The sequence below is a fragment of the Shinella sp. R2-11 genome (assembly GCF_055330205.1).
In genome coordinates this window covers 118,933-139,460 of sequence record NZ_JBVAPC010000010.1, presented here as the reverse complement: position 1 = coordinate 139,460, position 20,528 = coordinate 118,933, and the positions used below count along the sequence as shown (strand labels likewise).

The window sequence follows — 20,528 nt, the reverse complement described above, 5'->3', positions numbered from 1 at the left end:
CTCTAGGTCTCGTTGCTCATTCGTAGGTAGCGGAGGTTGCGCTTCATGCGCGTGAAGATTTCCACATGCTCGTCGCCCCGGCGCAGCGCCACGCTGGTCGACAGGATGTCGACGACCGTGAGTGCGGCGATGCGGGAGATGGTGGGCGTGTAGATATTGGTGTTCTCCAGCGTCTCGACCATCAGCACGATGTCGCAGAACTCGACGAGCGGCCCGTCCGAGCCGACGATGCCGATGACCTGACAGCCGCTCTCGCGGGCCCGCCGCGCGGTCTCGATGATCGCCAGCGTCGCACCCGTGTTGGAGATGACGACGACGACATCGCCGGGCTTCAGGCTGGAGACGACCATGATCTGCTGGTGGGCGTCGGTCTCCGCGCCGCAGGGCACGCCGAAGAGCGGGAACTTCTGCTGCGCGTCGCGCGCCACGATGCCCGATGCGCCGAAGCCGAAGAATTCGATGCGGTTCGCCCTGGCCAGCGCATCCACCGCCCGGCCGACCGCCACCGGATCGAGATGGTTGCGCACCCAGTCGAGGCTGGTGATCGTGTAGTCGAAGATCTTTTCCGAGACCCGGGCCGGGCTGTCGTTGCCGTCGATGACCGAATGGGTGGCCGACATGCCGAGCGCGAGGCTCTGGGCGAGGCGCAGCTTGAAATCCTGGTAGCCCTGGCAGCCGATGGAGGCGCAGAAGCGGATCACCGTCGGCTGGCTCACCTCGGCCCATTCCGCCGCCTCGGCGATGGTCGCGTTGACCACGCGCTTGGGATCGGCGAGCACGAGCTCGGCGACCTTGCGGTCCGATTTGCGCAGGTCCGCGCGCTTCAGGCGGATGACTTCAAGGATGTTGTTGTTGCCGCCGATCGGTTTGGACTGGGCTGCGCTGGTCGACATGGAAACCCCCGGGTTACTTGGACAGTCGGTATTCGACCGACAGCTTTGCCCGATGGAGCCTTGCCCTGCAATCAGCGGCCGCCGATTTGGCGTCGATGACGGCGGGGTCTTCCGTGTTGAAGGCGAAGAGGCCGTAATGGTGCGCGATGAGGTCGGCCGCGCCGATCCGCTCGGCCAGAAGGCACGCTTCGTCCAGTGACAGGTTGCCGGCGATGCCGGCCTCCGTCAGTTCCGCGCGGCGGCCGTTGACGGGCAGGAGCGCGAGGTCCACGCCATGGGGCGTGACCTCTTCCGCCAGCCCCTCGAAGGGGATCGTGTCGCCGGAATGGTAGAGCGACACGCCGTCCACTGCCAACACATAGCCGAGGAAGCGGTGCCAGCCCTCCGGCGAGCGCTCCAGCGCCTCGTGGGCGGCGCGGATGGCGGTGATCGAAATGCCGGCAAGCGGCGTCACCGTTTCGCCGGCATCGACCGCGACCAGCCGGTCCGGCGTAACGCCGATGCGCTCCCCGGCCGTCGCCAGCGCCGCGCGGGGCACGACGAAGCGGCAGCCCGGGTTGGCGGCGGCCAGCGGCATCAGCGTCTGCGGATCCATGTGGTCCGTGTGCTGGTGCGTCACCAGCACCAGATCGACGGGGCCGAGTTCGGCCGGTGTCGCCGGGGCCGGCATCATCCGCTCGTGTTCGAAGCGTTTGCCGCGATATTTCTCCGCAAGGCTGTCGGAGAGATAGGGGTCGATGACGAGACGCCGTCCGCCGGCCTCGATGACGAAGCCGGCCTGCCCGAGCCAGTAGAGCCGCACGCCGTCGCCCGCCGGTGCGGCGAGCCTTGCGGAGAGCGATCCCGAAAACGGCACGGGCGAGAAGGATGTCATGGGCGCTTCTCCTCCGTCAGGGCGGAGAGCAGGTTTTCCACCGCGATGGACGTCGCCTTGCTGACGCTCTCGTCGGTCAGCCCGCCGATATGGCTGGTGGCGATGACGCGCGGGTGGCTGGCCAGCGAGCCCGCAGCCGGCGGCTCGTCGACGAAGACGTCGGTGGCGTAGGTCTGCAACCGGCCTTCGTCCAGCGCGGCGCGCACGGCGTCCTCGTCCACCAGCGTGGCGCGGGCGGTGTTGATGAGGATGGCGTGCGGCGGCATCTTGGCTAGGCGCGCGGCATCGACGATAGGCCTGCCGTCGGCGGGGGCCGGGCAGTGGAGTGTCACGATGTCGGCCTCCGCGAAGACCTCGTCGAGGCTTGCCCATTTGAACGGGCCATAGACCTCGACATTCGGCCGGAAGGGATCGTGCGCCACGACATTCGCCCGCATGGCGGAGACGGCGCGGGCGACCCGCTTGCCGATCGCGCCGCAACCGATGACGCCGACGGTGCGCTCGGCGATCTCCTTGCCGCGCGAGCGCGGCCAGCCGCCGGCGCGGATGCCGGCCGTTTCGGTCGGGATGTGGCGCAGCGAGGCGAGGATCAGGCCCATCGCCAGTTCCGCGACGCCGACGGCATTGGCGCCCTCGGCCTTCAGCACGCGGATGCCCTTGCCCCTGAGCAGCGGCAGCGGCAGGTTGTCGATGCCGGTGCCGTTACGGCTGATGGCGCGCAGGCTCTCGGCGGCGTCGATCACCCTGTCGGAGACGGGCTCGACGCCGGCCAGCCAGCCGACGCAGCCCGGCACGAGGTCGAGCAGTTCCGCTTCGTCCGGCATACGGCCGGGCGTCGGGAAGACGAGGTCGAAGCCGGCCTGCCGCAGCGGTTCGAGTTCCGGCGGCGGATCGAGCGAGAGCGAGCGGGGGGTGACGAGGATACGGCTCACGGCATCACCCCTTCGCCGCCTCGATGGCGATGCGCGAAATCTCATCGAAGGACGGTCCCGAGGTCGGGATGTCGATGTCGAACACCTCGGCGATCACCTGCGTCCAGCCATGCAGGAAATAGGTCCAGCCGTCTTCCACCTGCAGCCCGCGCGCCGCTTCCTGCCGCCGTGCCTGATCGAGGAAGACGAGGTCGCCGCGATAGTTGAGGTCCCAGGCGATGGCCCGTTCGGGGAAGATGCCGGCATCGGTGATCGGCGAGCCGGGCGCGTCCTTGCCGAGACCCGTCGCGTTGATCACCAGCGAGCCGGGCTTCAGCGCGGCCATGGCTGCGTCGTTCAGCTCCGGCCGGTCGGCAAGGACGTAGTCGATTTTTACGCGCGGGGCCATGGCCGCGTGGATGCGTTTCAACTCGTCGAGGCGTGGCTGCGAGCGGTTGGTGACGACGATGCGGGACGGCACGTCGGCCCCGCGCTTTTCCTGCATGAGGTGCCATGTGATGGCGATGGTCGAGCCGCCCGCGCCCATGGAGAGGACCTCCGCGCCGGTTTTCGCGAAATGGCCTTCCGGCACGAAGCCGTCGATGGCGAGGCCCGAGGAGATCGGGTCCTTGGCATGGCAGATCAGCTTGCCGTCGCGCTTGGAAAGGCAGCTCGTCTCGTGCATCAGCAGCGCGTGCGGATCGATCACGTCGAACATGTCGCGCGCGGCGTTGAAGAGGTCGATCTTGTGGGTCGTGACCAGCGCGCCGAGCGAGAGCGGGTCGTTCTTGATGAAGGCGACGGCCTCGCGGTAGGCCGAAGGCTCGGCATGCAGCGGGAAGTCGATGCCCTTCAGCACGGCGTCCTTCAGGCCGAGATGGCGCGCCCAGGCGGGGAAGACCCGCATGATCGAGCTCTTCGCCGTGGTGACGCCGATGAAGTAGAAGGTCGGCTGGGTAGCGGGCTGGTAGCGGCTCATTTGCCCGCCTCGCGGATTTCCCTTGCCTTGGCGACCGCCGCGCGGGCCTTTGCCGCGATGTCGGACCAGCGGCCTTCGCTGATGTCCGCCTTGGTGGCGATCCAGGTGCCGCCGACGGCGGCGACCGCGCCGAGCTTCAGCCATTCGTGCATGTTGTCGAGGCTGACGCCGCCGGTCGGCACGAAGCGGGTGCCGAGATGGGCGAAGGGCGCGCTGATCGCCTCCAGCATGGCCGGCCCGCCCGCCGCCTTGGCGGGGAAGAACTTGGCGAGCGCCAGCCCGTTGCGGGCGACGGCAGTCAGGTCGGACGGCGTCATGATGCCGGGCGCGAAGGGGAAGTGCTTCGCCTTGGCGGCGGCGACGATCTCGCCGTCGAAGCCGGGGGCGAGGCCGAAGCGCGCGCCGGCGGCGATGGCCGCATCCAGCGCTTGCGGCGTCAGGATCGTACCGGCGCCGACCAGGAGTTCCGGCCGCTTGTCGGCCATGATGGCGATGACCTCGGCGGCGGCCTCGGTGCGGAAGGTGATCTCGGCGAGCGGCAGGCCGCCTTCGAGGAGCGCATCGGCCAGCGCCACGGCATCGGAGGCGCGCTCGATGGCGATGACGGGAACGACGCCGAGGCTTGCTGCCTGTTCGAACGGGGCGGTCATGCGGTTTCTTCCTTCTGTTGCTGGCCGTAGAGGGCGGCGATGGTCGCGGCGTCGCGCATCCGCCAGTTCGGGTTGCCGATCTGTTTCCAGCCGCCCTTGCCGTCATCGACGATGCGCGCGCGCATGCCGCCGGCCTTGGCGATGCAGTCGTAGTCCTGGCCGGAATCGGCCGGGTAGCAGAAGAGCATCACAAGCTCGTCGTCGCCGACATTGACGGAGCGGTGGATCCAGTAGGGCGGCACGTAGCAGACCGTCTGCGCGTCGATCTCGACGATGCGGACCTCGCCGTCGGGCGATTCCATCAGCATCAGGCCGCGGCCCTTCTGGCCGTAGTAGATTTCCGGCCGGTCGGACTGCCTGTGGATATGGCCGCGGGTGACGAAATATTCCGCGCCCACCTTGCCCGGCAGCATGCGCGTGACGCCGAAGATCAGGTCGCCGGACCGCTCGTTGGGGCGGAATTCCGAGACCTCGTAGACGACCGTGTCGTCCCATTCGGCCTGCATGGCGGCGAAGGCGGCCTCGTCCGCATAGAGGCCGGCAAGGTCGCGGAAGCGTTTCTGGTAGGCGCCTGTTGCGTTGCTGATGGCGCCCGTTTCAAGGTCGACCGCGCAACCGACGGGCTCGAATAGCTGTGTCAAAGGAAATTCCTCGTCTTTCTCTTCGTTCATTGCAATTCCGAACGCAAAACCGCTGCACACTTTTGCTGGAATTGCCTGGGCATCAGGCGATGGTGTAACCGCCGTCGATCATCAGGTTGGCGCCGTTGACCATCGCGGCCGCGCCGCTGGCGAGGTAGAGCACCGAGGCGGCGATCTCCCACGGCTTGGCGAAGCGGCGCGTCGGGATGGCGGCGCGGGCGCGCTCGCCCTTCTCGCCGGCCCAGCCGGTGAGGCCGAGCTCGGTCTCCACCACGGTCGGCGAAAGCGCGTTGACGGTGACGCCGCGCGGGCCCCATTCCAGCGCCATGCAATTGGTCATGCCGACGATGCCCGCCTTGCTGGCGCAATAGGCGACATGGCCCTCGATGCCGATGACGGCGGCCTGCGAGGCCATGTTGACGATGCGGCCGACCTTGCGCTCCAGCATGGCGGGCGCGATGGCCCGGGCCATCAGGAACGCACCCTTGAGGTTGATGGCGAGCGTGCGGTCCCATTCGGCCGTCGGGTAGCTCTCGGCCGGGGCGAGCGGCCCGATGCCTGCATTGTTGACGAGGATGTCGATCCGCCCGAAGGCCTCGGTCACGGCCTTAACGGCACGTTCGACGCCCGCCTCGTCGGTGACATCGACCACATGGCCGATATGGTCCGCGCCGAGCGCGGCGGCGACGCCGGAGACGGCCGGATCGCGGTCGAGCAGCGCGACGCGCGCCTTCTTCGCGGCGAAGGCCTCGGCGACGGCGCGGCCGATGCCGGTGGCCGCGCCCGTGACGACGACGGTCTTGCCGGAAAAGTCGAGCAGGTCGTCGAAGGAGGGGATATCCGTCATGTCAGAATTCCTGGCCTGTATGGGTGATCGTCATTTCCTGGAGGTTGACGTTCTGCGGCAGCTCGTAGGCGAAGAGCATGGTGCGCGCGATGTCGTTGGCGTCGAGCCCGCCGTCCAGCGCCTTGCGCCCGCCGTCCCAGAACTCGTAGGCGTTCTGGTGGGTGATCGTCTTGTCGATCTCGGACTTGGCGACGCCCGGCGAGATGACCATGACGCGCACCCGATGGGCCGACATGGTCTGCCGCATTCCCTCGCTGACGGCATGCACGAAATGCTTGGTGCCGCCATAGACGTCGTGATGCGGATAGACCTTGCGGCCCGCGATGGAGGAGACGTTGATGATGGTGCCGTGCCGGCGCTCCTTCATGCCGGGCGCGACGGCATGCATGCCGTTGAGGACGCCGAGGCAGTTGATGTCGACGAGGTCGCGCCACTGTGCCGGGTCCTGCTCGTCGAGCCGCGCCAGGCGCGAGATGCCGGCATTGTTGATCAGGCAATCGACGGGCCCGAACCTCTCCTCGCCCTGCCGGATGGCGTCGGCGAGCGCATTGTAGTCGCGCACGTCGGCGGCGACGGCCAGCATGTCCGGCAGGCCCATCGCCTCGATGAGGTCCGGCCGGCGGGCGATCAGCAGCAGCGGGTAGCCCGCGGCGGAAAAGACGCGGGCGGTTTCCTGCCCGATGCCGGCGCTGGCGCCGGTGATCATGACGAGCGGTTTTCCGTCGGTCATCGCCTGTCCCCGCTCAATCGATGCTGTGCGAGAAGGCGTCGAGCGCCAGGATCGCATCGCGCACGGCCGTGACGGTGATCGGGACCGGCGTCGCATAGATGATGTTGCCGGGCCGGCAGGCGGCTTCCGCCACGCGGCCGATCTTGGCCGGCACGTCCTCGACGATGCCGAGGTCGGCAAGTTTCGTCGGCAGGCCGACGCTGCGGCAGAAGCGGATCATCTCCTCGATCTCCTCGCTCTCGCGGTTTTCCAGCATGAGCAGGCAGAGCACGCCGAAGGCGACCTTCTCGCCGTGGAAGAGGCCATGCACCTCCTCCAGCACCGTCAGGCCGTCATGGATGCCGTGGGCGGCCGAGCAGCCGCAGTTCTCGAAGCCGAGTCCGGAGAGCAGCGTGTTCGCCTCGATGATGTTCTCCACCGCCTGGGTGAGCAGGCCCGCCTCGACGGCGACCTTGGCCTTGACGGCATCGCGCATCAGCACGTCCTGGCAGTGCATGGCGATGGCCATGCCGGCCTCGGTGGCGGGGAAGCCGCCGGCGACATAGTTGTCGGTGCGCGATTCGATGTTGGAGCGCGCCTCGAACCATGTCGAGAGCGCATCGCCGATGCCGGCGACGAGGAAGCGCGCGGGGGCGGCCGCCACCAGCGCGGAATCGACGATCACGGCATCCGGGTTGCGCGGCAGGCGGAGCGATTCCTCGTAGACGCCGTGCTCCGTGTAGCGCACGGCGATGGCGCTGCAGGGCGCGTCGGTCGAGGCGATGGTGGGGGCGATGACGATGCGCGCATTCGTGTCGATGGCGACGATCTTGGCGGTATCGGCCGTCTTGCCGCCGCCGACGCCGACGAGGATGTCGGCGCGGTGCTCGACGGCGATATTGCGCACGCGCTCGATCTCCGCGGTGCAGCACTCGCCGCCGAACCGCTCGAAGCGGACATCGAGGGTCTCGCCGCAGCTCTTGGCGATGCGTTCGCTCAGCGCATCGAACAGCACGCGGTCGATCAGCACGAGGGCGCGCTTGCCGAGCGGCGCGAGGTAAGCCGCCAGCCTGTCGATCTCGCCCGCGCGCTGGATGTATTTGTTCGGTCCGCCGAATGCCCTTGCCATGCGATGCTCCCGTATCTGTCGAATAGTCAGGTCAGTGAATGGTGTAGCCGCCGTCGATGGTCAGCACCGAGCCGGTGACGTAGCTTGCGGCGTCCGAGGCGAGGAAGAGCACGGCGGCGGCGACCTCGCTCGCCTTGCCGGCGCGGGCCATCGGCGTCATGCCGAGCCAGATCTTCGACCATTCGGGATCGTCGAGCCCGCCCTGCGTCATCGCCGTCTCGATATAGCCGGGGGCGACGGCATTGATGCGGATATTGCTCGCCGCGAACTCTCCGGCGAGCGACTTGGTGAGCATGTGCACGCCCGCCTTGCTGGCATTGTAGGCGACCTGGTTCTGCGGCAGGTTGCTGATATAGCCCGAGATCGAGCCGATATTGACGATCGAGCCGCTTCCTTTGGCGACCATCATCTCGATGGCCGCGCGGCAGCACCAGAAGAGGCCGGTCAGGTTGGTGTCGATCACCTCGTTCCAGGTTTCCGGCGTCAGCTTCAGGCTGTCGCAATGGCGCGCGATGCCGGCATTGTTGACGAGGATGTCGAGCCCGCCGAGCGCCTCGGCCGCCTGCCGCACGGCCTCCTGGGCCGCGCTTTCACTGGAAATGTCGGCGGGCAGGTAGACCGCCTCGATGCCCTTCCGCTTCAGGTATTCGACGGCTTTCGCACCCTCTTCGCGGGAGCGGGCGGAGATCGCGACGCGCGCGCCGGCCTCTCCGAGCGCCTCGGCGCAGGCAAGCCCGATGCCACGGCTGCCGCCGGTCACAAGAGCGGCGCGGCCATCCAGTCTGAAAAGCTCAGCGTACATGGTTCCTCCCGGCAGCGCTCTTCCCCAGCGCTTCTAAAAATGTAGTTTAATTACCTTGACAATCGAGTGTCAATCGGAAAATCTACGTCTCAGGGATGGAATTTGGCGCATATCCAGTGGAGTTGAGGCTGATATATGCGCAATAGTCAGATAAAATGTAGTTTAACTACGGGAGGAATGCCGCATGGGCGCTTTGCGTCACTGCCGGTTTCGGCCGGACTACGCGATGGACGGAGGGTCAGCGACGGATCGTGCGGCGCCGTCCCTTGAGCGCCGTAGCCGCCGCTTCCTCTCCCCGCGCCTTGATGGCCGCAAGGTAATGTTCCCGCGTGGCGGCGATATGCCGGCCCATCAGCTCGGTCGCGGCGGCGTCCTCGCCGCCGGCCACCAGCTCGGCAAGGCGCACATGCTCCTCGAACGAGGTGACGTTGAGCGAGGGGGCGAGCGAGAGCCGGTTGCGCAGCGCCTGGACGCGGAAGGCGATCATCTCGTAGGCCTCGAGCAGGTAGGCATTGTCGGAAAGCTCGAAGAGCGCCCGGTGGAAGCCGCCGTCGAGGGTGCGATAGAGCTCCGTATCGTCGGCATCGAGGGCCTTGCGCATCTTCCTGACGATATCCGCCCATTGCCGGGCGAGGGCCTTGCGGTCGGTGGCGAGCGCCATGCGGATGGCGGCCAGCTCCAGCACCTCGCGCAGCTCGGAAAGCTTGCGGACCTGGCTCGCGTCCATGTCGAAGACGAAGGAGCCGCGCTGCGGATGGACCTCGATCAGCCCCTGGCGCTTGAGCACCATGAGGGCTTCGCGCACGGGCGTCTTGGAGACGCCGAGCTCGTTGGCGAGCGCGATCTCGGACAGCGGCTCGCCGAGCTGAAACTGCCCGCGGACGATGCGGTTGCGGATTTCCTGCGCGGCCTGGTCGGTCAGCGAAGGGCCGCGGTCGAGTGTGCTCATGAAATCTCTCTCCCATGCGGGTTCGGCGCAGGCAAGCCGAAGCCTTCTGTTCTTTACACTGAGATATTAGATATGATACGCCAATTCTCGTTGCCTGCAATCTCCTAAGGTTGGCCCGGTATGTCTGTTCCCACTCTTGTTGCCCCCGATTTGCTCGAAGCGCTACTCGAAAACGCGTTGCGCGCTGCCGGCGCCTGCGCGGCGTCCGCCGGCGCGGCGGTGCGGGCGATGATGCATGCCTCGCGCATCGGGGTGGACAGCCACGGGGCGCGGCTGGTGGTTCACTATGACAAGGTGCTGCGCGGCGGCCGGGTCAAAGGCACGCCGGACATCGCGGTGCGCCGCACGGCGGCGGCGACGGCGGTGGTGGACGGCGACGATGCGCTCGGCCACCACGCGGCCTATGTGGCGATGGACACGGCGATAGGGCTTGCCCGCGAAAGCGGCATCGGCGCCGTCGGCGTCGTCCGCTCCTCGCATTTCGGCGCGGCAGGGGCCTATGCGCGCGTCGCCGCCGAGGCGGGCATGATCGGCTTCGCCACCACCAATTCCGACAAGGTTGTCGCGCCGTTCCAGGGGCGCGAGGCCTTCCATGGCACCAATCCGCTGGCCTTCGCCGCGCCGAGCGACGCGGCCCGGCCTTGGCTGCTCGACATGGCGACCTCCTCCATTCCGCTGAACCGCCTGCTGCTCTTCAAGTCGCTCGGCGTGTCGCTGCCGCAAGGGGTGGCGGTGGACGCGGCTGGCCGACCGACGACGGAGCCGTCGGAGGGGCGCACGCTCCTGCCGCTCGGCGGGGTCGACTTCTCCTTCAAGGGCGCGGCGCTTGCCGGGGTAGCGACGCTGTTTTCGGCGATCCTTCAGGGCACGACGCTCGACCACGCCTTCATCCCCATGGTCGGCGGCGACGATTATTCGACGCCGCGCCAGATGGGCCACTTCCTTCTTGCCATCGATCCGGACCGCTTCGGCGGACGCGACGTCTTCGCCGCCGGCATGGCCGCCTATCTCGCCGCCCTCAGGGCCGCACCGGCGCAGGAGGGCGCCGAGGTGCTGGCGCCGGGCGACCGCGAATGGCGCGTCGAAGCCGAGCGCGAAAAGGCGGGCATCCCGATCGATCCCGATACCGCGGCCTTCCTTGGTCTGCCGCGGGACCCGGCCGCACCGGCCGGAAACTCCGAGGAGAATTTAGTCGCATAGCGCAACACGCGCCGGGGCAGGGAGCCGCCGGCCGTCAACTGGGAGGGAATGACATGAAATCCATGCTGAAAACGGGTCTTGTGACCGCGGCGCTGATGGCCTCGGCGGCCCCCGCCGCCATGGCGCAGGAATGCGCCGATGCCGACCGCGTGCCGATCACCTGGTCGACCATCGCCGGCTTCTACACCGACGCGATGGCCGACCTCGTCGCCGGCTTCGAGAAGGGCCATTGCGTGAAGGTCAATGTCGTCAACATCGACAATTCGCAGCTCTACAACAAGCAGGTCATCGAGATGGTCGGCCAGACCGGCGCCTATGACGTCGTGACCCTCGAAACCTCCGAAAAGGCGGAATTCGCGGAAAACGGCTTCATCCTGCCGATGACCGAATATTTCGCCGACAAGAAGGCGCAGCTCGACGACGTGGCGCCGACGCTCGCTGCCCTCACCACCCAGTACAAGGGCGACGTCTGGGGCCTGCCCTACTACACCTATACGGCCGGCTACATCTATCGCCAGGACCTCTTCGACGACCCGACGGAGAAGGAAGCCTTCAAGGCGCGCTTCAACTACGACCTCGCCGTGCCGGAGACCTGGGCGCAGCATCGCGACATCGCCGAATTCTTCACCCGCAAGGCCGGCGAGAATCTCAAGGGCGAAAAGCTCGCCAAGGACTTCTACGGCGTCGGCCTGATGGCCGGTCCCTTCCCGGAAATCCAGGACGAGATGTCCGGCGTGCTCTGGTCGCAGGGCGCGGACTGGCTGACGGACGAGGGCAAGGTGCCGGTCGATGCCGTCGAGAAGGCGATGAACGACTATCTCGCCCTCATGAAATACGCCCCGCCGGCAGCCCTCACCGTCACCTATGACGGCGTGATGAACCAGATGAAGGACGGGCAGATCGCCCAGACCTATTCCTTCTTCCTCGACCAGTGGCCGAATGCCGTGACGACCGAGACCTCCGTGCCGGGCGCCAAGATGGGCGTTGCCGAGGCGCCGGAGAAGAAGGCCTATATCGGCGGCTTCCTGCTGGCGGTCTCGGCTTCCTCCGCCCATCCGAAGGAGGCGATGGACTTCGTCGCCTATGTCGGCGGCCATGACGCGCAGATGGAATTCGCCAAGGCCGGCGGCACCTCGACGCTGATGAGCGTCCTGTCCGACCCGTCCTTCGCCGCGCCGGAAAGCCGGCCGAAGACCGGCCACTTCGCGACGCTGCTGAAGATCTTCGATTCCATGAAGGGCTTCCGCTCGAACCTCTTCGACACGCCCTTCGGCGCGAAGATCTACAACACGATGCAGATCCCGCTGCAGTCGGCCGCGGCCGGCCAGATCTCGGCGCGCCAGGCCGCCGAGCAGCTTGCCGCCGAAGTCGAGAAGATTTGCGGCGGTCCGTGCCCGATCGGCAAGTGATTTGACCCATCGCCTGGACCTTCGCATGGCGGGCACGCGCCCGCCATGCGGATTGACCCGAAAGGCGCGGCACCCCCGCGCGAAACGATCTTCTGGAGGAATTTGATGTCGCAGTCGCTATCCGTGCCGGCGTCGCAGGAAAGGGGAACCGCCGGTCCGGCGGCCATGTCCGACCGCTGGTTCTCGATCCTGCTCGTCGTGCCTGCGATGCTGGTCATCCTTGTCTTCGCGCTTCTGCCGCTCGCCTATGCGCTGGACGTGTCCTTCCGCTTCGCCGACCTGACGCGCGGCCGGATCGGGGATTTCGTCGGCCTCGACAACTACCGCACGGTGCTGCACGACAGCGCGTTCTGGAGCTCGGTCTGGGTCACGCTCAAGTTCACGGTGACCGCCGTCACCCTCGAAATGGTGCTCGGCATCGCCATCGCCTTCCTGATCCACGGCGCGACGGTTGGCAAGGGCATCATCCGGAGCCTGATGATCCTGCCGCTCGCGACCTCGGCGGCGGTGACGGGCCTGTTCTGGCGCTATCTCTACGACCCCCAGTTCGGCCTCATCAATTACTTCCTCGGCCTCATTGGCCTGCCGGAGCCCAACTGGCTCGGCGACTACACCATCGCGCTGTGGTCGGTCATCCTGTTCGACGTCTGGCAATGGACGCCCTTCGTGGCGCTGATCGCGCTCGCCGGCCTGCAGGCCCTGCCGAAGGAGCCGTTCGAGGCGGCCGAACTCGACGGCGCCAGCACCTTCCGCGTGCTGCGCACGCTGACCTTCCCCATGCTGAAGCCGGTTCTCTTCCTCGTCCTCGTGCTGCGCACCATCGACAGCGTGCGCCTCTACGACGCCGTGGCGGTGCTGACGCGCGGCGGGCCGGGCACGGTGACGGAGACCATGACCTTCTACCTCTACCGCACGGGCCTGAAGCTCTTCCGGATGGACTACGCCTCCACCATGGCGATCTTCTTCCTCTATGCCATGCTGGTCGCGAGCCTCTTTGCGCTCCGCCCGCTGCTCACCCAATTCTCATCCCGCGCATCGGAAGGCTGAGGAGGCAACCATGCTGCAACGTGAATCGAGTTTCCCCAAGGAAGTCCTGCGCTACGGCCTGATCGTGCTGGTGCTCGGCTTCATCGTCTTCCCCATCGCCTGGATGATCCTGACGTCGTTCAAGCCGGCCGATGCCGTCATGGTCTCGCCGCCGCGCTTCCTGTTCACCCCGACGCTGGATAACTACGTCCACGCGATCTACGACAAGAACTTCCTGTTCTACATCAAGAACACGCTGTTCATCTCCGTCGCCTCGACGATCATCGTCGTCATCACCGGCTCGCTCGCGGCCTACAGCTTCGCCCGCTACAATGTCGGCGACGGGCACCTGCTGTTCTTCATCCTGTCGACCAAGATGTTCCCGGCGATCGCCGTGATCCTGCCCTACTTCCTGATCTTCCGCGAGGTCGGCAAGACGGGCGTCGGCAGCTTCCTCGGCATCGGCCTCGACCAGCCGGGCGCGCTGATCATCTCCTATACGGTGTTCAACCTGCCCTTCGCCATCTGGCTGCTGGTCTCCTTCTTCCAGGATATCCCGCGCGAGCTGGAGCATTCCGCCCGCCTCGACGGCCTCACCCGCCTCAAGGTGCTCGCCAAGGTCGTCTGCCCGCTGGCCGCGCCCGGCATCGCGGTCACCGGCGTCTTCACGCTGATTTTCAGCTGGAACGAGTTCCTCTTCGCCTACATCCTCACCCGCAAGGCGGCGAGCACCGTCACGGTGGGCGTCGAGTCCTTCTTCACCCTGCAGGGCATTCTCTGGGGGCCGGTCGCGGCCGCCGCCACCATCAGCGTCCTGCCCATGCTGATCTTCGTTCTGGCCATGCAGCGCTACATGGTGCGCGGCCTCACCTTCGGCGCCGTGAGAGGATAGGACCATGAGCTTCAGTCAAGGCTGGGATACCGGCTTCCGCGTCATCCTCATCTATGTCGGCGTCGTCTTCGTCTGGCTCGGGCTGATCGAGCCCTACTTCGCCAGCCAGTCGATGTCGGTGATCCTCATGAACATCGTCGCATTCGCGGTGTCGTTGGCCTTCTTGGTCCGCGCCCGCGGCCGCTTCATCGCCGAGCGCCTTGCGGCCGAAGCCGAGGTGGCCGCCCTCATGCAGGAGGACGTCTGATGTACGAACTGAAATCCGTCCACAAGCGCTACGGCCTCGCCAAGGTCGCCCTGCGCAAGATCGACCTTGCCGTGCGCGACCGGGAATTCCTCGTCATCTACGGCCCGGCCGGCGCCGGCAAGAGCACGCTGCTCAACATCCTCGCCGGCATCGCCAAGCCGACCAGCGGCGACGTGCTGCGCAATGGCGTGTCGATCCTCAAGGTGCCGCCGGAAAAGCGCGACGCCGCCATGGCCTTCGAGAACTACGCGCTCTATTCGCACCTTTCCGTCGGCGAGAACCTTGCCTTCCCGCTGAAGGCGCGCGGCCTCGGCCGGGCCGAGGTGGAGGAGCGCGTCAAGCGCATCTCCGGCATCCTCGGCATCGGCCACCTGCTGGAACGGCGCCCCGGCTTCCTTTCGGGCGGCCAGCGCCAGCGCGTGGCGCTCGGCCGCGCCATCATCCGCCCGGCCGACATCTATCTTCTCGATGAGCCGGTCGGCCACCTCGACGCCAAGCTGCGCCACAAGATCCGCGCCGAGCTGAAGGCGCTTGCCGAGGACCTGTCGGCCACCGTCGTCTTCACCACCACCTCGTCGCGCGAGGCGCTGGCGCTCGGCGACCGGGTCGCCGTGCTCAATGCCGGCAGGCTGGAGCAGGTCGGCAAGCCGGCCGATCTCTATCATCGCCCGGCGAACGCCTTCGTCGCCTCCTTCGTCGGCGATCCGCCGATGAGCTTCATCTCCGTCGAGCCGCGCCCGCATGACGGCAGGGTAGATTTCGTGACGGCGGACGGCATGCCCGTCGCCTCGCTCGCAGCCGACGCCGTGCAGGGTCTCACCAACGAGGCCGGCAGGATCCAGGTCGGCTTCCGCTCCAACGAGGTGCGGATCGCGGGCGAGGGGGATTCCAACGCCCTTCGCGGCCGCGTCGATGTCATCGAGAACCTCGGCTACATGAAGATCGCCCTCGTCGGCATCGGCGGCGACCAGGTCTCCGTCTCCGTTCCCGCCGGCACCGCGCTCGGCGTCGGCGAGACGGTCGCCATCGCCTTCCCGCGCGACGCCGTCCACCTGTTCCAGAATGCCCGGGCGGTCACGCATGCGACGCCCTCGGCAGGAGTTTGACCCATGGCCTCCATCAAAGCTGAAAGACTCGTCAAGCGCTACGGCGCCTTCCAGGCGGTGCACGGCATCGACTTCGAGATCGCCGACGGCGAGTTCGTCGCCATCCTCGGCCCCTCGGGCTGCGGCAAGTCCTCGACGATGCGCATGATCGCCGGGCTTGAGACGGTCACCGAAGGCTCGATCTATTTCGACGGCAAGCGCGTCAACGACGTGCGCGCCCGCGACCGCAACGTCGCGATGTCCTTCGAATCCTACGCGCTCTATCCGACGATCTCGATCTACGAGAACATCGCCTTCCCGCTGCGCTCGGCCAATGTCGACAACAAGGAAATCGACCGGCAGGTGCGCGACATCGCGGAGAAGATGGAGTTGACGGCGCTCCTGCATCTCAAGCCGAAGGGCCTCTCCTCTGGCCAGGCGCAGCGCGTCGGCCTTGCCCGCGCGCTGGTGCGCAATCCGGCGGTCTTCCTGCTCGACGAGCCGATCTCGCATCTCGATACGCGCCAGCGCTACCGCATGCGCCGCTTCATCAAGAGCCTGCACCAGAAGTTCAACTACACGATGATCTATGTCACCCACGACCAGGAGGAGGCGCTGGCGCTGGCCGACCGGGTCATGGTGATGAGCGACGGCGAGATCCAGCAGATGGCGGTGCCGGACGAGGTCTATGCCCGCCCGAGGAACGCCTTCGTCGCCGGCTTCGTCGGCGAGCCGCCGATCAACTTCTTCGATTGCAGGGTGGTATCGGGCGGAGGCGGCTGGCAGATCGAGTTCGAGGGCCGCAAGCTCGCTTTGCCGGAGCGCCTGCACGCCGCCGCGCAGGATATCGGCGATGGCGGCCTTGCCGCCATCCGCCCGCATTTCCTCTCCATCGGCGGCGACAGCCCGCTGCGCGTCGACGGCAAGGTCTTCATCACGGAGGAATTGCAGGACCAGAACCTGATCTTCGTCGATGTCGGCGACACGCGCTTCACGCTCGTCGCTCATCCCTCGGTCACGCCGAAGCGCGGCGAGGCGGTGCCGGTCTCCATCGACCCGGAGCACCTCCTTCTCTTCCCGCGCTCGCAGGCCGGCAAGGTGGAGAGCATCGTCGCATGAGCTACGACCACATCGTCGTCGGCGGCGGCACGGCCGGCTGCCTTGCCGCCGGCAAGCTTGCCGGCGAGCACGGCGCGCGCGTGCTGGTGCTGGAGGCGGGGCCGGACGACCGCAACCCGCTGATCCGCATGCCGGCCGGCTTCGTCAAGCTGCTCGGCGTCGAGAAATACATGTGGTTCTACAAGTCCGTCGCGCAGGCGCGGCTCGGCGGGCGCACGCCCATCGTGCCGCAGGGCCGCGTGCTCGGCGGCGGCTCCTCCGTCAACGCCATGGTCTATATGCGCGGCCAGCCGGCCGATTACGACGGCTGGGCGGAGGAGATCGGCGACGGGCAATGGTCCTACGATGCGCTGCTGCCCTATTTCACCGCCATGGAGGACAATGCGCGGCTGAACGACGACTATCACGGTGTCGGCGGCCCGTGGCAGGTGTCCGACCTCGAGCATATGTGCGAATTGTCGCGCGCCTTCGTGCTGGCCGCGCAGGGCATCGGCCTGCCGCATAACGGCGATTTCAACGGCCGCAGCCAGCGCGGTGTCGGGGCCTATCAGGTGACGACCCGCAATGGCCGGCGCTGCTCGGCGGTGGACGCCTTCCTGCGCCCCGCCATGAAGACCGGCCGGCTGAAGGTGAAGACCTCCTGCCTCGTCCACTCGATCATCATCGAGAACGGCCGCGCGGTCGGCGTGCGATATTCCGAGGGCGATGGCCGCGCCGTGACGGAAGCCCGCTGTGACGGCGAGGTACTGCTTGCCGCCGGCGCCATCGCCACGCCGAAGCTGTTGATGCTCTCCGGCATCGGCCCGGCGGACCATCTGACGGCGCATGGCATTCCGGTCCGCGTCGACCTTGCCGGCGTCGGGGCCAATCTTCAGGACCATACCGAGACGCCCGTCGTCGCCCTCTGCAACGGCCCCTACGGCTATTACGGCCATGACCGGGGCTGGAAGCAGATGCGCAACGGCCTCGAATATCTCCTCAACCGCACCGGCCCGGTGACGTCGAACGGCGTCGAGGCCGGGGCCTTCTTCGATCCCGACGATCTCTCGAACGATCCGAAGATCCAGCAGTTCTGCGTGCCGACGGTCTATCTCGACAAGGACCATACGGACCAAGAGGCGAGCCACGGCCTGACGCTGAATTCCTGCGTCGCCAGGCCCCGCTCTCGCGGCTCCGTGCAACTCGCCTCCGCCGACCCGAGGGACCAGCCGCTGGTCGATCCGAATTATCTCGCCGATCCCGAGGACCTGCGCCTTTCCATCGGCGGCATACGCCGCGCCCGGGAAATCCTCCAGCAGGAGCCGCTTCGCTCGATGATCGCCCGCGAGATCTTCCCCGGCCCGGACAAGGTGTCGGACGCGGACCTCGCCGAGCATGCGAAGCGCTTCGTCAAGACCGTCTACCATCCCGTCGGCACCTGCCGCATGGCCCGCGAGGGTGATGCGGGCGGCGTGCTCGGGGCGGACATGCGGGTGCGCGGCATTGCGGGCCTGCGCGTCATCGACGCCTCCGCCATCCCCACCATCATTTCCGGCAACACCAATGCCGCGGTGCTGGTCGTCGCCGACAAGGCGGTGGAATTCATCACCGGCGGCACCCGCCGTCCGCCTGCCGGCATCGCCCCGGCCACGGGGCGGCCGGCGGCCAACGCATTTCAGGAGGCATGACATGAAGGCCATCGTTCTTCCGGGACCCGCTGCGCGGCTCGACGACGTGGTGCCAGCCGACCTGCCGGTGCCCGAGCCCGGCCCCGGCCAGTTGCGCCTCAGGGTTATCGCGGTTTCCGTCAATCCGGTCGACTGGAAGCTGGCGATCGATCACAAGCCGGAATGGACCTATCCGCATGTGCTCGGGCTCGATGCCGCGGGCATTATCGATGCGGTCGGGCCGGATGTGGAAGGCTGGGCCGTCGGCGAGCGGGTGGTCGTGCACAACAATCTCTGGAAGCCCGGCGTCTTTGCCGAATATTGCCTCGCGCCGGCCCACGCCACCTCGCGCCTGCCGGCCGGTGTGTGCTTCACCGATGCCGCGGCCGTTCCCTGCGCGGGCTACACCGCCTATCAGGGGCTGTTCCGCAAGGCCCGGCTGGAGGCCGGCCAGACCATTCTCGTGCAGGGTGCGAATGGCGGCGTCGGCGGTTTTGCCACCCAGCTTGCCCATCAGGCCGGGGCGAAGGTCATCGCGCTGACGCGGCCGGAGCATTTCGATGCCGTGCGCGCCTTCGGTGCCGACGTGGTCCTCGACTATCGCGACCCGAATCTCGTGCAGAAGGTGCGGGACGAGACGGAGGGCGGCTATGGCGTCGATGTCATGCTGGAGGTGGTCAATCCCGGCGATGCGCGCAAGTCGCTCGCCTTCGTGCATTACAACGGCCATCTCGTCTCGGTCGATCCGCTGCCGGTGATGACCGACGTGCCGTCCTATACCTATGCCGCCTCGGTCCATGAAGTCGGCCTCGGCGGGGCGTATTTCGCCGGGCACGTGCCGACCCAGCGGGATTTCGCCCGAATGGGCGACGATCTGATGGCCCGGCTTGCGGCCGGCAGGCTCGATCCGATGGTCGAGGAGATCGTGACGCTCGGCGACATTCCGGATGCGCTGCGGCGGCTCAAGCGCCGCGAGGTGACGGGCAAGATCGTCGCCCGGATCGCGCCGGACCCCTGAACGAGAAGACAAGACGGGAGGAACACCATGTCCAGGAACACGCATTATATCGACGGCCGCTTTGTCGAGGACACGTCCTCCGACCGCATCGCCGTCTACAATCCGGCGACCGAGGAGCAGATCGCCGAGATTCCCGACGCCTCGGGCGCGGTCGTCGACGCCGCGGTCGATGCCGCGCGCAAGGCGCAGCCCGTCTGGGCCGAGCTGCCGCCCATCGAGCGGGCCGGCTATGTCAGGGCGATCGCCGAGAAGATCCGCGGCAAGGCCGATCTTCTTGCCGAGACCATCTCGCGCGAGCAGGGCAAGATTCTGTCGCTCGCAAAGGGCGAGGTGCTCGGCATGGCCGGGCTGATGGACTACATGGCCGAATGGGCGCGGCGCATCGAGGGCGAGATTATCGCCAGCGACCGCAAGGGCGAGACCATCTATCTCAATCGCGTGCCGATCGGCGTGGTCGCCGGCATCCTGCCGTGGAACTTCCCCTTCTACCTGATCGGCCGCAAGCTCGCCCCGGCGCTCGTCGCCGGCAACACCATCGTCGTCAAGCCGAGCGAGGAAACGCCGCTCAACGCCTTCCTCTTCGCCGAGATCGCGGACGAGGTCGGCCTGCCGAAGGGCGTGTTCAACATGGTCTCGGGCCGCGGCCGCACCACGGGCGCCGCGCTTTCCGGGCACACCGGCATCGACCTCGTCAGCTTCACCGGCAGCGTGCCGACGGGCGTCGCCATCATGGAGGCGGCGGCGAAGAACCTGACGCGCGTCAACCTGGAGCTCGGCGGCAAGGCGCCGGCCATCGTGCTGAAGGATGCCGACCTTGATCTTGCGGTGGAGGCGATCACCGCCTCGCGCATCGTCAATACCGGGCAGGTCTGCAATTGCGCCGAGCGCATCTTCGTCGAGCGCCAGGTGGCGGACGAATTCACGGAACGCTTCGTCAAGCGCATAGCGGTCGTGACCTACGGCGATCCCATCGCCGAGCGAAATGTCGACATGGGGCCGCTCGTCAACGCGGTGCAGCTCGGCAAGGTCGAGGCCATGGTCGAGCGGGCGAAGGCGGCGGGGGCGTCGGTCGCGCTCGGCGGCCAGCGGGCGGAGCGCAATCGCGGCCACCACTACGAGCCGACCGTGCTGACCGGCTGCACGCCGGATATGGAGATCATGCGCAAGGAGATCTTCGGCCCCGTCGCGCCCATCGCCGTGGTCGAGGACGCGGACGAGGCGGTGCACCACGCCAACGACACCGAATACGGCCTGACGTCCTCGCTCTACACGCAGGACCTCAACAAGGCGATGCGCGTCACGCGGCGGCTGCAATTCGGCGAGACCTATATCAACCGCGAGAACGGCGAGGCCTATCAGGGCTTCCATGCCGGCCGCAAGAAATCCGGTATCGGCGGGGCGGACGGCAAGCACGGCTTCTACGAATATATGGAGACCCAGGCCGTCTATATCCAGCACGGCTGAGGCGAGTGACGGACCGGCGGCAACGTCCGGCCAGAAAG

General features: G+C 67.1%; 21 protein-coding genes. 10 read left to right on the top strand and 11 right to left on the bottom strand.

The genetic code is table 11. From position 1 onward, the window contains the following. Positions 1-2: 2 nt before the first annotated feature. The 11 genes from ACZ1A1_RS22285 to ACZ1A1_RS22235 form a co-directional block, all read right to left on the bottom strand. Complete coding sequence (locus tag ACZ1A1_RS22285; RefSeq protein ID WP_415214400.1) at positions 3-893, bottom strand: SIS domain-containing protein; 891 nt, start codon at positions 891-893, stop codon at positions 3-5. Between the two features lie 13 nt (positions 894-906). Then, a complete protein-coding gene (locus ACZ1A1_RS22280) occupies positions 907-1,767 on the bottom strand; it encodes an MBL fold metallo-hydrolase (RefSeq protein ID WP_463621627.1) in 861 nt (286 codons plus the stop codon). Then, positions 1,764-2,699: a phosphoglycerate dehydrogenase gene (locus tag ACZ1A1_RS22275; protein WP_463621626.1), complete on the bottom strand. Its 936-nt coding sequence runs from the start codon at positions 2,697-2,699 to the stop codon at positions 1,764-1,766. The genes ACZ1A1_RS22280 and ACZ1A1_RS22275 overlap by 4 nt, the downstream gene beginning before the upstream one ends. A 4-nt stretch (positions 2,700-2,703) precedes the next feature. Continuing rightward, positions 2,704-3,657 carry a shikimate dehydrogenase family protein gene (locus ACZ1A1_RS22270; RefSeq protein WP_463621624.1) on the bottom strand — a complete coding sequence of 318 codons (954 nt, stop codon included), beginning with the start codon at positions 3,655-3,657 and terminating at the stop codon, positions 2,704-2,706. Continuing rightward, on the bottom strand, positions 3,654-4,307 hold the full coding sequence (gene eda, locus ACZ1A1_RS22265) for a bifunctional 4-hydroxy-2-oxoglutarate aldolase/2-dehydro-3-deoxy-phosphogluconate aldolase (protein WP_463621623.1): 654 nt from the start codon (positions 4,305-4,307) through the stop codon (positions 3,654-3,656). The genes ACZ1A1_RS22270 and eda overlap by 4 nt, the downstream gene beginning before the upstream one ends. After that, positions 4,304-4,948: a glucose-6-phosphate isomerase gene (locus tag ACZ1A1_RS22260; RefSeq protein WP_463621622.1), complete on the bottom strand. Its 645-nt coding sequence runs from the start codon at positions 4,946-4,948 to the stop codon at positions 4,304-4,306. Before ACZ1A1_RS22260 ends, eda begins: the two co-directional genes overlap by 4 nt. 82 nt (positions 4,949-5,030) lie before the next feature. Continuing rightward, positions 5,031-5,795 carry an SDR family oxidoreductase gene (locus ACZ1A1_RS22255; RefSeq protein WP_463621621.1) on the bottom strand — a complete coding sequence of 255 codons (765 nt, stop codon included), beginning with the start codon at positions 5,793-5,795 and terminating at the stop codon, positions 5,031-5,033. 1 nt (position 5,796) lies between these two features. Then, complete coding sequence (locus ACZ1A1_RS22250) at positions 5,797-6,525, bottom strand: SDR family oxidoreductase (RefSeq protein ID WP_463621619.1); 729 nt, start codon at positions 6,523-6,525, stop codon at positions 5,797-5,799. 13 nt (positions 6,526-6,538) lie between these two features. Further along, positions 6,539-7,633 carry a glycerol dehydrogenase gene (locus ACZ1A1_RS22245; RefSeq protein ID WP_463621618.1) on the bottom strand — a complete coding sequence of 365 codons (1,095 nt, stop codon included), beginning with the start codon at positions 7,631-7,633 and terminating at the stop codon, positions 6,539-6,541. Between the two features lie 31 nt (positions 7,634-7,664). Further along, positions 7,665-8,435, bottom strand: a complete 771-nt coding sequence (locus ACZ1A1_RS22240; protein WP_463621617.1) for an SDR family NAD(P)-dependent oxidoreductase — start codon at positions 8,433-8,435, stop codon at positions 7,665-7,667. Between the two features lie 238 nt (positions 8,436-8,673). Continuing rightward, the gene (locus ACZ1A1_RS22235; RefSeq protein ID WP_463621616.1) at positions 8,674-9,384 is read right to left on the bottom strand and encodes a GntR family transcriptional regulator; all 711 of its coding nucleotides are present in this window, start codon (positions 9,382-9,384) and stop codon (positions 8,674-8,676) included. A gap of 120 nt (positions 9,385-9,504) precedes the next feature. Between ACZ1A1_RS22235 and ACZ1A1_RS22230 the strand changes: the two genes are divergently transcribed. The 10 genes from ACZ1A1_RS22230 (at position 9,505) to aldA (ending at position 20,490) form a co-directional block, all read left to right on the top strand. After that, positions 9,505-10,584 (top strand): Ldh family oxidoreductase, encoded by a 1,080-nt coding sequence (locus ACZ1A1_RS22230; protein ID WP_463621615.1) that lies wholly within the window; start codon positions 9,505-9,507, stop codon positions 10,582-10,584. Positions 10,585-10,637: 53 nt separating this feature from the next. After that, positions 10,638-11,993, top strand: a complete 1,356-nt coding sequence (locus tag ACZ1A1_RS22225; protein WP_463621614.1) for an extracellular solute-binding protein — start codon at positions 10,638-10,640, stop codon at positions 11,991-11,993. A gap of 105 nt (positions 11,994-12,098) precedes the next feature. Further along, positions 12,099-13,040, top strand: a complete 942-nt coding sequence (locus tag ACZ1A1_RS22220; RefSeq protein ID WP_119256443.1) for a carbohydrate ABC transporter permease — start codon at positions 12,099-12,101, stop codon at positions 13,038-13,040. Between the two features lie 10 nt (positions 13,041-13,050). Beyond that, on the top strand, positions 13,051-13,911 hold the full coding sequence (locus tag ACZ1A1_RS22215; protein WP_119256444.1) for a carbohydrate ABC transporter permease: 861 nt from the start codon (positions 13,051-13,053) through the stop codon (positions 13,909-13,911). Positions 13,912-13,915: 4 nt separating this feature from the next. Beyond that, on the top strand, positions 13,916-14,158 hold the full coding sequence (locus ACZ1A1_RS22210) for a hypothetical protein (protein WP_463621613.1): 243 nt from the start codon (positions 13,916-13,918) through the stop codon (positions 14,156-14,158). Then, positions 14,158-15,264 carry an ABC transporter ATP-binding protein gene (locus ACZ1A1_RS22205; protein ID WP_119256446.1) on the top strand — a complete coding sequence of 369 codons (1,107 nt, stop codon included), beginning with the start codon at positions 14,158-14,160 and terminating at the stop codon, positions 15,262-15,264. The genes ACZ1A1_RS22210 and ACZ1A1_RS22205 overlap by 1 nt, the downstream gene beginning before the upstream one ends. 3 nt (positions 15,265-15,267) lie before the next feature. Further along, positions 15,268-16,362 (top strand): ABC transporter ATP-binding protein, encoded by a 1,095-nt coding sequence (locus ACZ1A1_RS22200; protein WP_463621612.1) that lies wholly within the window; start codon positions 15,268-15,270, stop codon positions 16,360-16,362. Further along, the gene (locus tag ACZ1A1_RS22195; protein ID WP_463621611.1) at positions 16,359-18,029 is read left to right on the top strand and encodes a GMC family oxidoreductase; all 1,671 of its coding nucleotides are present in this window, start codon (positions 16,359-16,361) and stop codon (positions 18,027-18,029) included. The genes ACZ1A1_RS22200 and ACZ1A1_RS22195 overlap by 4 nt, the downstream gene beginning before the upstream one ends. Position 18,030: 1 nt before the next feature. Then, on the top strand, positions 18,031-19,026 hold the full coding sequence (locus ACZ1A1_RS22190; protein WP_463621610.1) for a zinc-binding dehydrogenase: 996 nt from the start codon (positions 18,031-18,033) through the stop codon (positions 19,024-19,026). A 27-nt stretch (positions 19,027-19,053) separates the two neighbouring features. Then, positions 19,054-20,490, top strand: a complete 1,437-nt coding sequence (aldA, locus tag ACZ1A1_RS22185) for an aldehyde dehydrogenase (protein WP_463621608.1) — start codon at positions 19,054-19,056, stop codon at positions 20,488-20,490. Positions 20,491-20,528 lie beyond the last annotated feature (38 nt).

What these genes read in the sequence shown, in the direction of transcription:
- ACZ1A1_RS22285 (WP_415214400.1), bottom strand. Translation starts at nt 893, where the DNA reads ATGTCGACCAGCGCAGCCCAGTCCAAACCGATCGGCGGCAACAACAAC.
- ACZ1A1_RS22280 (WP_463621627.1), bottom strand. Translation starts at nt 1,767, where the DNA reads ATGACATCCTTCTCGCCCGTGCCGTTTTCGGGATCGCTCTCCGCAAGG.
- ACZ1A1_RS22270 (WP_463621624.1), bottom strand. Translation starts at nt 3,657, where the DNA reads ATGAGCCGCTACCAGCCCGCTACCCAGCCGACCTTCTACTTCATCGGC.
- eda (WP_463621623.1), bottom strand. Translation starts at nt 4,307, where the DNA reads ATGACCGCCCCGTTCGAACAGGCAGCAAGCCTCGGCGTCGTTCCCGTC.
- ACZ1A1_RS22255 (WP_463621621.1), bottom strand. Translation starts at nt 5,795, where the DNA reads ATGACGGATATCCCCTCCTTCGACGACCTGCTCGACTTTTCCGGCAAG.
- ACZ1A1_RS22250 (WP_463621619.1), bottom strand. Translation starts at nt 6,525, where the DNA reads ATGACCGACGGAAAACCGCTCGTCATGATCACCGGCGCCAGCGCCGGC.
- ACZ1A1_RS22245 (WP_463621618.1), bottom strand. Translation starts at nt 7,633, where the DNA reads ATGGCAAGGGCATTCGGCGGACCGAACAAATACATCCAGCGCGCGGGC.
- ACZ1A1_RS22240 (WP_463621617.1), bottom strand. Translation starts at nt 8,435, where the DNA reads ATGTACGCTGAGCTTTTCAGACTGGATGGCCGCGCCGCTCTTGTGACC.
- ACZ1A1_RS22235 (WP_463621616.1), bottom strand. Translation starts at nt 9,384, where the DNA reads ATGAGCACACTCGACCGCGGCCCTTCGCTGACCGACCAGGCCGCGCAG.
- ACZ1A1_RS22230 (WP_463621615.1), top strand. Translation starts at nt 9,505, where the DNA reads ATGTCTGTTCCCACTCTTGTTGCCCCCGATTTGCTCGAAGCGCTACTC.
- ACZ1A1_RS22225 (WP_463621614.1), top strand. Translation starts at nt 10,638, where the DNA reads ATGAAATCCATGCTGAAAACGGGTCTTGTGACCGCGGCGCTGATGGCC.
- ACZ1A1_RS22220 (WP_119256443.1), top strand. Translation starts at nt 12,099, where the DNA reads ATGTCGCAGTCGCTATCCGTGCCGGCGTCGCAGGAAAGGGGAACCGCC.
- ACZ1A1_RS22215 (WP_119256444.1), top strand. Translation starts at nt 13,051, where the DNA reads ATGCTGCAACGTGAATCGAGTTTCCCCAAGGAAGTCCTGCGCTACGGC.
- ACZ1A1_RS22210 (WP_463621613.1), top strand. Translation starts at nt 13,916, where the DNA reads ATGAGCTTCAGTCAAGGCTGGGATACCGGCTTCCGCGTCATCCTCATC.
- ACZ1A1_RS22205 (WP_119256446.1), top strand. Translation starts at nt 14,158, where the DNA reads ATGTACGAACTGAAATCCGTCCACAAGCGCTACGGCCTCGCCAAGGTC.
- ACZ1A1_RS22200 (WP_463621612.1), top strand. Translation starts at nt 15,268, where the DNA reads ATGGCCTCCATCAAAGCTGAAAGACTCGTCAAGCGCTACGGCGCCTTC.
- ACZ1A1_RS22195 (WP_463621611.1), top strand. Translation starts at nt 16,359, where the DNA reads ATGAGCTACGACCACATCGTCGTCGGCGGCGGCACGGCCGGCTGCCTT.
- ACZ1A1_RS22190 (WP_463621610.1), top strand. Translation starts at nt 18,031, where the DNA reads ATGAAGGCCATCGTTCTTCCGGGACCCGCTGCGCGGCTCGACGACGTG.
- aldA (WP_463621608.1), top strand. Translation starts at nt 19,054, where the DNA reads ATGTCCAGGAACACGCATTATATCGACGGCCGCTTTGTCGAGGACACG.